Origin of the sequence: Clavibacter sp. CT19, from assembly GCF_027858075.1 — a bacterium.
Lineage (GTDB): Bacteria > Actinomycetota > Actinomycetes > Actinomycetales > Microbacteriaceae > Clavibacter > Clavibacter tessellarius_A.
The window spans coordinates 212,834-225,428 of sequence record NZ_JAQHYR010000003.1; the positions used below are offsets into that span (position 1 = coordinate 212,834).

Below are 12,595 nucleotides of genomic sequence, written 5' to 3' on the forward strand. Positions count from 1 at the left end.
CCGCTGCTTCTCCCAGGCGCTCGTCAGGGTCGACGGCGGCCGGGCGCGTCGGCGCGGCGGGGCGACGTCCACGAGCGGTGCACGAGCACGATGTCGTCCGCGGCCAGATCGTGCCAGCCGCGCAGGAGGCGACGGGAGTCCCAGGCCACGGAGGCGTATGGCAGCCACTCGAGGAAGACCGGGCCGAAGGCGAAGCCGTTCTTCACGACGCCGCGGAGGAGGGCGCGCCGGAACCCCAGCGTGCCGGGCTCGGAGAAGCGCTGCACGCGGATCCCGACCATGGCCTTGCCCGGCGTGGCACCCGTGCGGCCGAGCCACCACGCGGAGATGAGCAGGTAGGCGACCACGCTGATGGCGGCAGCCACCAGGGCCCCGCTGAAGTACGTGCGGAACACGTCCCGGGCGGCGGTGCTGCCGAGCCCCTCTGCATCGATGCGCTGGAGCGCCAGGGCGCGGAGCGAGAGGATCCACGCGAGCAGGCAGACGAAGACGACGACCAGGGCCACCGCGCGGTCCAGCATCACCCCCACCGCGCGTCGGCCGACACCGGCCAGGCGCCACTCCGGAGCGATGTGCGGGGGCAACGGCCGCTGGTGGTACGGGAGGAGGCCGATGTCGAAGCCGGGCTGCGGGCCGACCGCACCCGCCGCCGTGCGGTCGTGTCGTGCGTGCTCCTGGTCGTGCGCGTCGCTCATCGTGTCCCCTCGCGTCGGTGGCGCGCCCCTCCGACGCGGCGCAAGGGTACCGATTCCGAGCACGCCGGCAGGCCCGCGGCCCGCAAGGGTGACGTGCGCGCCGGGACGTGCTATGCGAGGGGCTCCTCCGCCTCTGCGCGCGCCGCGGCGCGGCCTGCAGCACGCAGCGAGGGCCCGGCACCCTCGCGGATGCCGGGCCCTCCCGGTCGTGCTGGACGTGCGGTGACGCTCGCGTCAGCCCTGGATCTCGCCGCGGGACACGGCCTCGGCGTACTTGCGGAGGTCCGGTCCGGGCTCGAAGTCGATGAACCGGCCCTTCAGCTGCTCGAAGAGGCGCTGGTACACGGTCTCCCAGTCCTTCCCCTCGAGCTCCTTCGCCGCCTGCTGCACGGCCTCCTGGAGCACGCGGTCGCTGTCGTCGAGGATCTTGTCGCGCGCCTCCTGGTTCCAGCGGATCTCGTCGGTCTGCACGATCAGGCCTGGACGTCGCCGCGCCAGGCGCCCTCTTCGGTGCCGCGCTTCTCGATGAACTCCTTGAAGTTCTTGAGGTCGCCCTTGATGACGTGGTCGTCGACGCCGATCGCCGCGCCGACCTTCTCGACGAGGCCCTTGGCGGCCCAGTCCAGCTGGACGGTGACGCGGGTCTCGGTGTCGCTCAGCTTGTGGAACGTGACGACGCCGGCGTGGTCCTCGTCGCCGCCCGTGGAGTTCCAGGCGACGCGCTCGTCGGGGTGCTGCTCCGTGATGTTCGCCTCGAACGTGCGCTCGACGCCGCCGATCTTGACCTTCCACTCGGTGAGCGTGTCGGTGACCTGCGTGATCGACTCCACGTAGCTGAGGAAGTTCGGGAACGACTCGAACTGGGTCCACTGGTTGTAGGCGGTGCTGACGGGGACGTTGACGTCGACGGTCTCGATTACCTGGGGCATTGCTTCTCCTCGTTCGATCTCGGTGCGTGGGGTCGGGTCGTCCTGCGACCCGAGAGCCCGGGCTCCGGTGAGGACACCGGGGCGGGCACGTATCCGACGCTACGCCCGGCCCGCGACGGGAATCCTGCACCCGGGGAATGCACAGGGAACGATCACGCGGCGGTCACGCCTCGCGCGGGGACGGGGTCGCCGGGCCCAGCATCCGGGTGAGGAAGGCGCGCGCCCACGTCGCGTAGACGCGCGACGCCTGGGCGGAGTCCGGGTCGCCGAGGTCGATGACGCTCTCGCTGGGGAACGGGACGGATACGACCGCGGGCCGCGACGCGATCACCTCGGCCGTGACCCGGTTGAGCAGGCGACCGTGCCGGGCGGCGATGGTGCGCCAGGGGCCGGGGAGGCCCGCGCTGTCGTTCAGCGGCGGCACCTCGGAGACGAACACGTGCGCCCCCGCGGGGAGGCCTCGGATGAGATCGTCGATGGTGGCGCACAGGAGCCGTCGCCAGGTGCGCTGCGGCGTGAGCCGGATGCTGTCGCCGACGCCCAGCATGAGCAGCACCACGTCGACGCCCTCCAGGAGCTCGGGATCGCGGACGGTGCCGGCCGCCGTGTGGATCGTGAGGTCGGAGAAGGGGCGCGTCGACCACTCGACACCGCGGGCGGTGCGCCGGGACAGCTGGCGAGCGAAGTGGCCGGCCATGCCGAGCTCGTGCGAGAGGACGCCGAAGCCGACGGCGGTGGCCTCGCCCATGACGAGGATGCGCTGCGGGGCGTCGCCCGGGACGGTGCCGGAGCCGGCGTCACGCGGGAAGACGTTGCTCTGCAGACCGGCGCGGAGGGCCAGGTACTGCACGAAGATCACGGGTCGGACGACGCCCTGCACGACACGCCTCAGCCGACCTGCCACGCGCCGCACCCCCCGGTGATCGTCGGATCCAGGCTACTCCCCCGGGTCAGACGCCGCGCCCGCGCAGGAAGGGCATGGGGGACGTGGCCACTCCGCCCTGGCGGATCTCGAAGTGGAGGTGGCATCCGGTGCTGTAGCCGTCGTTCCCGACCGCGCCGATCTGCTGGCCCGCCTGCACGGTCTGGCCCGTGCGCACCATGACGCCGTAGGAGTACATGTGGCCGTAGACGCTGGTGACGCCGCCGCCGTGGTTCAGGGTGATCGCGTTGCCGAACCCGCTGGATCCGCCCGCGAACTGCACCGTGCCGGCCGCCGTCGCGTAGATGGGCGTGCCGCAACCCGCGCCGAAGTCGTCGCCCGCGTGCAGGCGCCAGACCTTGGCGATGGGATGCAGGCGCATCCCGAAGGACTGGTAGGAGCCGTAGCTGCGGATGGGCATGGTCCAGCCGGAGGCCGAGGGCGCGCCGCCGGCCGACGGCGGACGGGGTGCGTTGGCCGGCGGTCGCGCGGCGGCGTTCGCCGCGGCGGCAGCGGCTGCGGCCGCGGCACGGGCCTCGGCCTGGCGGCGCGCCTCGGCGGCGGCCTCCTCCTGGCGCTTCCGCTCGCCGATCGCGAAGCCCTCCTCGACCGAGATGCGCGAGTCGCGGAGCGTCGTGAGCTGGGCCTGGAGCTCGGAGCTGCGGGCCTCCTGCTCGGCGAGCGCCTGATCCGCCCGGGCCTGGGCCGCGGACGCCTCCTGCAGCTTCGCCTCCGCGTCGGCGGCGAGCGCCGCGAGGGCGTCCTTCGCGACGGCGGCCTGCTTGCCGAGCGACTCGGCGGTGCGCGCCGCGGTGACCGCGTTCGTGAACGCGGTGTCCTGCCGGTCGGCGAGCTTCGTGGCGGTGCCCATGCGGGCGAGGAGCGCGTCGGCGTCCTCGCCGCTCGCGAAGAGGCGGAGGGAGACGTCGCCGCCGCCGCGCCGCGCGAGCTGCGCGACGAGCTGGCCGACCTGGCGCTTGGCGTCGTCGGCCTCCGTCCGGGCCTTGTCGGCCTTGGTCTCGAGCGCCTGCGCCTTCCCGGTCGCCTCGTCGAGCGCGTCGACCGCGGCCGCGTGCTCGTCGGCGCGCTGCAGGGCGAGGGCGGTGGCGGCCTCGACCTCGCCGGCGAGGCCGGAGATGAGGGAGGTGATGCGCGTGACCTGGTCGGCGGTGGCCTGCTCGCTCGAGCGCGCGGCCTGCACCTCGGACCAGGTGGGGTACTCCTCCGCCGCCTGCGCCGACGGCACGCCGAGGCCGATCAGCAGGCCGCTCGCGGCGAGCACGGCGGCCGTCCGGATGCGCGGCGCGGTGCGGGCCCGCGGGCGCGATGCGGCGCGGCGGGAGGGGCGGGCGATGCGGGAGATGGCGGGCCTCGTCGGTGTCGGTGGAGCGCGGTTCTTTCGACGGTAACCGAAATACGCAGGAACACCATCATCCACTTTCGTTTCCGCAGTTGAGGAAATCCACTTCGCGGCACGGGAGGGGACGCGGTCCGGCGAGGCGGGTGCACCTCCGCGCTCCGGACACCGGCGACCCCGCGTGGCAGACTCGATCGACACGAGGAGCGCGACGCCGCATGAGCCACGACACCACCCCCGCATCGCCCGGAGCCGGAGCCGGAGCGGACCCCGACGTCACCGCGCCGCGCGACACCGAGCTGCAGAGCACGACCTGGACCCTGGTCCTCGCGCTCAGCGCCGAGCAGGTCTCGGGCGACGGCACCCGGTCCGCCCGCCTGGCCGAGGCGCAGGCCGCGTTCGAGCGCCTGCTGCCCGCCGACCACGTCGTCGTCCGCTGGACCCGCGCGGTCGGCCGCATGATGACCGAGGAGGCGCGCCTCTGGACCCGGTGGGAGCTGTTCACGCCCACCGTCGCGACCCCGCTGAAGCTGTGGTCGGAGGGCTACGTCGACGAGGCCTGGTTCGCCGAGCGGCTCGAGGACGACCCGTTCGTGCCCGTCGTGATGAAGGCGCCCGAGGGCCAGGCGGGGGTCGGCGCGTGAAGGTCCTCGTCACCGGATCCCGCGGCAAGGTCGGCCGCGCCGCCGTCGAGGCGCTCGTCGCCGCCGGGCACGACGTGACGGGCGTCGACCTCGTGCGGCCCGTCTTCGACGCGGGCGTCGTGCTGCCCGGCCGCTACGTGATGGCCGACCTCACCGACCAGGGATCCGCGTTCGCGCTCGTCGCCGGCATGGACGCCGTCGTGCACGTCGCCGCGATCCCGCAGCCCACCGGGCACCCCGCCCACGTGGTGCTGCAGACGAACCTCATGTCGACGTTCCACCTCATCGAGGCCGCCGTGCGCTTCGGGGTGCCGCGCTTCGTCAACATCTCGAGCGAGAGCATCGTGGGCAACTTCTTCCCCGAGCGGCCGTTCCCGCCGGACTACGCGCCCGTCGACGAGGACCACCCGCTGCACCCGCAGGATCCGTACGCGCTCTCGAAGGCGTTCGGCGAGCAGCTGATGGACGCGGCCGTGCGCCGCTCCGACATCCGCGTGATCTCGCTCCGCCCGAGCACCGTGCACAACGAGGACAACTACGCGTCGAACCTCGGGAAGCAGGTGCGCGACGCGTCCGTGCTCACGGCGAACCTGTGGAGCTACATCGACGCGGACGACCTGGCGGACGCGATCGTGCTGTCCGTCGCGTCCGACCTGCCGGGCCACGAGGTGTTCTACATCGCGGCGGCCGACAACGCGGGCGGTCACGACTTCGCCGCGGAGCTGCGCCGCCACTACGGCGACGCCATCGAGCTGCGGTCGCTCGAGCGCGTGGACTCCTCGGGCATCTCGACCGCGAAGGCCCGCCGCCTGCTCGGCTGGGAGCCGAAGCGCAGCTGGCGCGACCACCTCGACGCCGACGGGAACGCGCTGCCCCGCTAGGCGGATCCGCCGGCGGGCGCCGGTCCCGTCGAGGCGCGGGCGACGAGCGACGTCGACACGACCGTGGTGCCGGCATCGCCGCCGTCGAGCCGCTCGATGAGCCGGCGCGCGGCCGCGGCGCCGAGCGCGGCCCGGTCGACGGCGATCGTGGTGAGCGCCGGCGCGAGGAAGCGGCTGGTGCCGAGGTCGTCGTGGCCGACGACGCTGACATCGACCCCGATGCGGAGGCCGGCCGTCTCGGCGGCCGAGTAGACGGCGGTCGCGAGGTAGTCGCTGCTCGTCACGATCGCCGTGGGGCGCGTGGCGGCGGGCTCGGCGAGCGTGCGGGTGAGCGCTTGCACGGCGGCGTCGTGCTGCATGGCCGTCTCGATGACGCGCGGAGCGAGACCGCGCTCGGCGCAGATCCGGTGGAAGGCCGCCACGCGCTCGTCGTCGGCGCTGCGGTCGCGGGGCGCCGCGACGATGGCGATGCGCCGGTGCCCGAGGCCGGCCAGGTGCGCCATGGCCTGCGCGACCGCCGCCTCGCCGTCGACGTGCACGCGGCTCGCGTCGATCCCGGTCGCGTGGCGCGCGCCGTTGATGAGCACGACGGGCTTGCCGGTGGATCCGTCCCAGTCGGCCGCCGCGCTCCCCCCGCCGATGGGCGCGAGCGCGAGCCCGTCCACCCCGCGCGCCGCGAAGGTCGCGACGAGCTCGGCCTCGCGCGCGGGCGAGTAGTCGGCGGATCCGATGACGACGCCGAGACCGGCCGCCGCGCATGTGGCGTCGAAGCCGTCGATCACGTCGAGGAAGAAGGGGTTCCGCATGTTGCGGATGAGGAGGCCGACCGCGCCCGAGCGGCCGGTGCGCAGCGCGACCGCGGAGGTGGACGGAACGTAGCCGAGGCGCGCGGCGGCCTCCTTGACGCGCGCCCGCACGACCTCGCCGACGCCCGACCGGCCGTTGAGCGCGAAGCTCGCCGCGGTCGCCGAGACGCCGGCCTCGCGCGCCACGTCGGTGAGCGAGACCCGGCGGCGCGGGGCGGGGTCTCGGGTCATCCGTCATTCCTAGCGCCTGGGGGCCCGCGCGCCGGCCGGGGCCGGGCCGAGGACCGGTTCGACCGCCGGCGTTAAGGCGGCGTTCACGTGGCGGACCGGAGCGGGCCGCTCCTCGACTTTAACGTTTTAGTCATCCCCGACGAAAGGCCCACCCGCATGTCCCTGCTCCGCACCCGCGTCGCCGCCACGGCCATCGCCGCCGTCGCCGCGCTCACCCTGGCCGGCTGCACCTCGGCCAGCACCGGCACCGGATCCACCGCCGCGGCGGGCTCCGGCGACACCTCGGCCGGCACGCTCATCACCTACAACTCCCCCACCTCCTTCGCGAACTTCGGCGCGCTGCTCACGCAGTTCGGCTCCGAGCAGTCGGTCGCCGCGCCCAGCGACACCAAGAACTCCGGCCAGGCGCTCGCCGCGCTCGTCGCCGAGCAGGCCGCACCCCAGGCCGACGCCGTCTACCTCGGCATAGCCTTCGGGCCGAAGGCCGTCGCGGCCGGCGTCACCGAGCCCTACGAGCCGGCCGGCTTCGACGCGATCCCCGACGGCCTCAAGGACCCCGAGGGCCGCTGGTTCGCCGTGCACACGGGCGCCATCGCCTTCATCTGCAACACCGAGGCGCTCCACGGCCTCCCCTGCCCCACCAGCTGGGCGGATCTGCTGAAGCCCGAGTACAAGGGGATGACCGGCTACCTCGATCCGTCGCAGGCCGCCGTCGGCTACTCGGTCGCCGCCGCCGTGAACCTCGCGATGGGCGGGACGATCGACGACTTCGGCCCCGGCATCGACTACCTGAAGCAGCTCAAGGCGAACGGCGCGGTCACGCCCGCGCAGACCGCCACGGCCAAGGTCGTGCAGGGCGAGATCCCGATCCTCATCGACGCCGACTTCAACGGCTACGCGGCGAAGTACAACGACGGCGCCCCGCTCGACGTCGTGATCCCCGCCGAGGGCTCCCTCCAGGTGCCCTACGTCGCGGCGCTCGTGAAGGACGCCCCGCACCCGGAGCTCGGGAAGGAGTGGCTCGACTACCTGCTCTCCGCGGAGGGCCAGTCGACGCTCGCGGGCGGCTACGTGCGCCCGATCTCGGGCGAGGTTCCCGCGGAGATCGCCGACAAGGTCGAGAGCGCGGAGGACTTCGCGCGCGCCCAGGTCGTCGACTACGCCGCCCTCGCCGACGCGCAGGCGGCCTTCGTCACGCGCTACCAGGCCGAGGTCCGCTAGACCGTGCCCACGCGCCCCCTCCGGGTCGGCTGGGGCGGCCTCGTCGTCGCCCTCCCCGCCCTCGCGCTCCTCGTCTGGTTCCTGCTGCGGCCCCTCGCGGGTCTCGTGATCGACTCGCTGCACCGCACGGTCCTCGGCGTGCGCGAGGGCGGGCTCACGCTCGACAACTACGCGGCGCTCGTGGCCGACGACCGGCTCCGCGCCTCCCTCGTCACCACGGTACTGCTGTCCGCGGGCGTCACGCTCGTGACGCTCGCCATCTGCACGCCCGCCGCCATCACGCTCGCCCGCTCCGGGCCGCGCACGTCCGCGCTGGTGGACGCCGTGCTCGTCTTCCCGCTCGCGTTCCCGGGCATCGTCATCGGCTTCTTCGTGATCGTCATGCTCGGCCGCAACGGGCTGCTCTCGCAGGCGATCGAGGCCGTCACGGGCGATCCCGGCGGGCGCTGGGCCTACACGGCCGGCGGGCTCGCGGCGGCGTACGTCTACTTCTGCATCCCGCGCGTGATCGGCACGCTGCGCGGCGCCGCGTCCGGGCTCGACCCCGAGCTCACCGCCGTCGCCGCGTCGCTCGGCGCGTTCCCCGCCCGCGTCGCGTGGTCGGTGACAATGCCGCTGCTGCGCGGCCCGCTGCTCGCGGCGGCCGGCGTCTGCATGGCGACCTCGCTCGGGGCGTACGGGACGGCCGCGACGCTGTCCGAGGGGATCCGCGTGCTGCCGCTGGATGTGGCCGACGCCCTCTACAACCAGGGCGACCAGGGCCTCGCGGCCGCGCTCTCCGTGGTGCTCGCGCTGCTCGCGGTGCTGTCGCTCGTGCTGTGCGCGGTCGGGGCGCGGATCGTCGACGGGCGGGGGGCCCGCTCGGGCGGGGCGTCGGATGCGCTGGTCGCATCGGTCGCGCCGGACGCCGTGCCGCCCGCGCACGCCGCACCCGCGGCCGCTGCTGCCCCGGACCCCGCCGCGGCGCCCCTCGCCGCCGGCCGGGGCATCCGATGAGCGGCCGGCCCGGGCACCGCGACCGCGTCGGCCCCGCCGCCCTCGCGCTGTGCGTCGCGTTCGTGCTCGTCCCGATCCTCGGCACCCTCGCCGTCTCCGTGTCGCCCGACGCCTCCCGCGGGCCGCTCGTCGGCGGGATCACCGCGGACTGGTACGCGATGGCGTGGGAGCTGCTGCGCCCGCGCGTCGGCCCGACGCTCGCCGTGACCGCGGTCGTGCTGGTGCTCGCGCTCGTCGTCGTGCTGCCGCTCTGCCACGCGCTCGCCCGCCGGCTGGTGCCGGGCGGGTCGGCCGTGCGGCAGATCACGATGCTCCCGCTCGCGGTGCCGGGCGTCGCGCTCGGCCTCGCCCTCGCGGCGTCGGATCCCGCGCTCCGCTCCAGCGGCACCCTCCTCGTGGTGGGTCAGCTCCTCATCGCGCTGCCGTTCCTGGTGGCCGGGCTCGTGCCGTCGCTCGCGGCGGTGGAGCTCGTCGAGGCGGAGCGCGTGGCCGCGACCCTCGGCGCGGGACCCGTGCGGCGGCTCGTCACGATCACGCTGCCGGCGATCCGCCTCCCGCTCGCGGCCGCGCTGCTCATGGCCGCGGCGCTGTCCATCGGCGAGTTCAACCTCAGCTTCTTCGTGGTGCCGCCCGCCAACCAGACCGCGCCGTTCGCGCTCTACTCCGCCTTCACCACCCAGCGGCTCGAGCTCGGCGCCGCGGGATCCCTGCTCTTCGGCGTGGCCCTCGTGCCCGCCGCCGTCGCCGCCGCCCTGCTGGCGCGCAACGCCCTCTCCCGGAAGGAGAACGCATGACCGTCATCGACGCCCCAGCCGTCCCCGCGACCGCCGCCGTCCCCGCGCTGCGGCTGGAGGGGATCGGGCACCGCTACGGATCCACCCAGGCGGTCGCCGACGTGAGCCTCGAGGTCGCGCCGGGCCGCGTGCTCGCGCTCATCGGCCCCAGCGGCTGCGGGAAGTCCACGCTGCTGCGCCTCATCGCGGGCCTCCTCACGCCGTCGAGCGGATCCCTCCACCTCGACGGCGAGGACGCCACCCGCCTCCGCGCCGAGCGGCGCCGCATCGGCTACGTGCCGCAGTCGTACGCGCTGTTCCCGCACCTGAGCGTGCGCGACAACGTGGCGTACGGCCTCCGCGCGCAGAGGGTGCCGCGCGCCGAGCGCGACGAGCGGGTGGACCACGCGCTCGAGCTCACCCGCATGACCGCGTACGCCGACCGCTCCCCCGCCCAGCTCTCCGGCGGGCAGCGCCAGCGGGTCGCGCTCGCCCGCGCCCTCGCGATCCGTCCCCGCGTGCTCCTGCTCGACGAGCCGCTCTCCGCGCTCGACCCGCAGCTGCGCGACGGCATGCGCCGCGACCTCCGGCGCCTGCTCGCCGAGGCGGACTGCTGCACCATCATCGTCACGCACGACCAGGCCGAGGCGCTCGCGCTGGCCGACGAGGTCGCGGTGATGCGCGACGGGCGCCTCGTCCAGCGCGACTCCGTCGACGGGGTGTGGAGCAGGCCCCTGGATCCGTTCGTGGCGGAGTTCGTCGCGGGCGCCGCGGCCCTGCCCGCCATGGCGGCCGACGGCGAGCTCGTCGTCGCCGAGGGCTGGCGCATGCCGCTCGCGCCGTTCCTCGCGGACGGCGCGGCCCCGGTCGACGGCGCGTGCTTCGCGGTGGTCCGGCCGGTCGACGGCGCGAGCCTGCACGAGCGGCCGGTCGACGGATCCCGCGCCGCCGTGGTCGTCGACGTCGAGCCGCGCGGATCCAGCTGGTCGCTCCGGCTGCGGCTCGTGGGCGACGGATCCAGCGCGGTCGACGGCACCGAGCTCACGGTCTCGAGCGCCACCCCGCGCCTGCCGGGCCACGCCGTGCACCTGCGCCTCGACGCACCGGGCACGACCGTGCACGCCTCCCCCGCCGCCTCCCCGGACGCGGCACCCCCGACCCCCGGCCCGGACGCGCGACGCCGCGACCGCGCCCGCACGAGAGGACGACGCGCATGACCTGGACCCTCGACATCCTGGGCGTCGCGGCCACCGCGCCCGTCGCCGGATCCGCCGCCAGCGGCTACCTGCTCCGCGGCCCGCACGGCTCGGTGCTCGTGGACTGCGGCCCCGGCATCGTGCGCGAGCTGGCCGAGCGCGGCGCCCTCGACGACCTGGTCGCCGTGGTCGTCACGCACCGGCACGCCGACCACGCGCTGGACCTCGGCGCCCTCGCGTTCCGCCTGCAGTTCCCGCGGCCGCGCGAGAGCCGCGTGCCCCTCCACCTGCCCGCCGAGAGCCTCGACTACGTGGAGTCCTTCGACGAGCTCATCGGGATCCCGACCGTGCCGACGCTGCAGGCCCCCCTCGCGCAGGCCTTCGACGTGCGCGGGCTCGACCTCGCGACGCCGACCCCGTTCGAGGTCGCGCCGGGCCTCCGCCTCACCGCCTTCGCCGCGCACCACGCGGTGCCGAGCGCGTCGCTGCGCTTCGAGGACGCGGATACCGGCGCGACGATCGCCTTCTCGAGCGACACGTCCGACTGCCCCGGCCTCCGCGCCGCCGCGCACGAGGCGGACCTGTTCGTCTGCGAGGCGACCTACCTCTCGGCCACGCCGCAGGAGCTCGAGGGCCACGGGCACCTCACCGGGCAGGGCGCGGGCCGCGTCGCCGCGGGATCCCGGGTCGGCACGCTGCTCGTCAGCCACATCGCGGACCAGACCCTCGCCCCGCGGATCCTCGCGGACGCCGCGGGAGCGGCCGGCACCCCGGTGTCCACGCTGCTCGCCCGCCCGGGCGCGCGGTTCCCGCTCGAGCGGCGGACCCCGGCGCGGGAGCGGGCCGCTGACCGCTGACCGGCGGGGCGGGAGACGGACCCGAGTAGCGCGACCGCCCGTCCCCGCATCGGTACGCTCGCGAGGTGACCAGCACCGGGGACGCCGCCGACGCCGCGGGCGCGCACCCGGGATCCGCGCCCGGCACCACCCCGGCCGGCGTCGAGGCCGCGGTCGCCGACGTGGCGGACGCGACGGACGAGACGGACGCGGCGAGCGCAGGGCACGCCCCGAGCCCCCGGGACACCGCCGCGGGCGCCGCGCTCCAGGTCGGCACCATCGTGAGCGTCAGCCTCGGGTCGTCGCTCGCCGGCCTCGCGATCCCCGCGGTCGGCCCCGTGCTCGTCGTCGCCGCCCGGCAGGTGATGATGGCGGCGCTCGTGCTGCCGGTCGCGCGGCCGCGGATCCACCGCATGACGCGCGCGCAGCTCGTGCCGGCCGTGCTGCTCGGCCTCTCGCTCTCGCTGATGAACCTGTCGTACTACGCCGCCGTCGACCGCCTGGGCCTCGGCATCGCGGCGACCATCGAGTTCCTCGGGCCGCTGTCCATCGCGCTGCTCGCCTCGCGCCGCCTGCTCGACGCGGCGTGCGCGCTCGTCGCGGCCGCGGGCGTCGTCGTGCTCACCGGGCTCGAGGGGCGGATCGACGCGTTCGGCCTGGTCTGCGGCGCGACGGCGGCCGTGACCTGGGCCGCCTACATCGTCTTCACACGGCGGGTGGCGGAGCGGCTGCCGGGCTTCCAGGGGATCGCGGTCGCCAGCGTCGTGAGCCTCGTCGTGCTGGTGCCGTGGGCGCTCCTCACGCTCGACGTCGCGGCGCTCGACGGGCGGATCCTCGGCCTGCTCGTGGCGATCGGCCTGCTCTCGTCCGCGGTGCCCTACTCGCTCGACACCGTGATCCTCCGCCGCATCACCCCGCGCCTGTTCGCCGTGCTCACGAGCCTCAGCCCGGTGGTCGCGGCGATCCTCGGCGTGATCGTGCTGCACGAGACGCTCACGCCGGTGCAGCTCGGCGCGATCGTGGTGGTGTGCGGCGCGGCGGGCGTCGCCATCGCGACGCGCCCGCCGGCCGCTCGGCCGCCCTCCTGAGGGCGGGGCCGACCTCGACT

At 75.0% G+C, this 12,595-nt stretch carries 14 protein-coding genes; 8 read left to right on the top strand and 6 right to left on the bottom strand.

The window, feature by feature from the left end; all coding sequences use genetic code 11:
* Nucleotides 1–23: 23 nt before the first annotated feature.
* From PED38_RS05130 to PED38_RS05150, 5 genes are all read right to left on the bottom strand, one after another.
* Complete coding sequence (locus PED38_RS05130; RefSeq protein WP_270980157.1) at nt 24–695, bottom strand: RDD family protein; 672 nt, start codon at nt 693–695, stop codon at nt 24–26.
* A gap of 234 nt (nt 696–929) precedes the next feature.
* On the bottom strand, nt 930–1,166 hold the full coding sequence (locus PED38_RS05135; protein ID WP_270980160.1) for a hypothetical protein: 237 nt from the start codon (nt 1,164–1,166) through the stop codon (nt 930–932).
* A 2-nt stretch (nt 1,167–1,168) separates the two neighbouring features.
* Nucleotides 1,169–1,624: an SRPBCC family protein gene (locus PED38_RS05140; RefSeq protein ID WP_094126376.1), complete on the bottom strand. Its 456-nt coding sequence runs from the start codon at nt 1,622–1,624 to the stop codon at nt 1,169–1,171.
* Nucleotides 1,625–1,787: 163 nt separating this feature from the next.
* Nucleotides 1,788–2,504, bottom strand: coding sequence for an SGNH/GDSL hydrolase family protein (locus PED38_RS05145; protein ID WP_254654573.1), 717 nt, complete (start codon nt 2,502–2,504; stop codon nt 1,788–1,790).
* A 70-nt stretch (nt 2,505–2,574) separates the two neighbouring features.
* On the bottom strand, nt 2,575–3,828 hold the full coding sequence (locus PED38_RS05150; RefSeq protein WP_270980164.1) for a M23 family metallopeptidase: 1,254 nt from the start codon (nt 3,826–3,828) through the stop codon (nt 2,575–2,577).
* Nucleotides 3,829–4,121: 293 nt separating this feature from the next.
* Here PED38_RS05150 and PED38_RS05155 point away from each other — a divergent pair, with 293 nt between their 5' ends.
* Both PED38_RS05155 and PED38_RS05160 read left to right on the top strand, forming a co-directional pair.
* Nucleotides 4,122–4,547, top strand: coding sequence for a hypothetical protein (locus tag PED38_RS05155; RefSeq protein WP_063072371.1), 426 nt, complete (start codon nt 4,122–4,124; stop codon nt 4,545–4,547).
* Nucleotides 4,544–5,428 (top strand): NAD-dependent epimerase/dehydratase family protein, encoded by an 885-nt coding sequence (locus tag PED38_RS05160; protein WP_270980167.1) that lies wholly within the window; start codon nt 4,544–4,546, stop codon nt 5,426–5,428. Before PED38_RS05155 ends, PED38_RS05160 begins: the two co-directional genes overlap by 4 nt.
* Here PED38_RS05160 and PED38_RS05165 read toward each other — a convergent pair.
* Nucleotides 5,425–6,465 (bottom strand): LacI family DNA-binding transcriptional regulator, encoded by a 1,041-nt coding sequence (locus PED38_RS05165; protein WP_063072373.1) that lies wholly within the window; start codon nt 6,463–6,465, stop codon nt 5,425–5,427. The genes PED38_RS05160 and PED38_RS05165 overlap by 4 nt on opposite strands.
* Before the next feature lie 156 nt (nt 6,466–6,621).
* Here PED38_RS05165 and PED38_RS05170 point away from each other — a divergent pair, with 156 nt between their 5' ends.
* From PED38_RS05170 to PED38_RS05195, 6 genes are all read left to right on the top strand, one after another.
* The gene (locus PED38_RS05170; protein ID WP_270980169.1) at nt 6,622–7,686 is read left to right on the top strand and encodes an extracellular solute-binding protein; all 1,065 of its coding nucleotides are present in this window, start codon (nt 6,622–6,624) and stop codon (nt 7,684–7,686) included.
* A gap of 3 nt (nt 7,687–7,689) precedes the next feature.
* Nucleotides 7,690–8,682, top strand: coding sequence for an ABC transporter permease (locus tag PED38_RS05175; RefSeq protein WP_270980171.1), 993 nt, complete (start codon nt 7,690–7,692; stop codon nt 8,680–8,682).
* Nucleotides 8,679–9,476, top strand: coding sequence for an ABC transporter permease (locus PED38_RS05180; protein WP_270980172.1), 798 nt, complete (start codon nt 8,679–8,681; stop codon nt 9,474–9,476). The genes PED38_RS05175 and PED38_RS05180 overlap by 4 nt, the downstream gene beginning before the upstream one ends.
* Nucleotides 9,473–10,672, top strand: coding sequence for an ABC transporter ATP-binding protein (locus tag PED38_RS05185; RefSeq protein WP_270980174.1), 1,200 nt, complete (start codon nt 9,473–9,475; stop codon nt 10,670–10,672). The genes PED38_RS05180 and PED38_RS05185 overlap by 4 nt, the downstream gene beginning before the upstream one ends.
* Nucleotides 10,669–11,508, top strand: a complete 840-nt coding sequence (locus PED38_RS05190; protein WP_270980176.1) for an MBL fold metallo-hydrolase — start codon at nt 10,669–10,671, stop codon at nt 11,506–11,508. Before PED38_RS05185 ends, PED38_RS05190 begins: the two co-directional genes overlap by 4 nt.
* Nucleotides 11,509–11,573: 65 nt before the next feature.
* Complete coding sequence (locus PED38_RS05195) at nt 11,574–12,575, top strand: EamA family transporter (RefSeq protein ID WP_270980178.1); 1,002 nt, start codon at nt 11,574–11,576, stop codon at nt 12,573–12,575.
* Nucleotides 12,576–12,595: the final 20 nt, after the last annotated feature.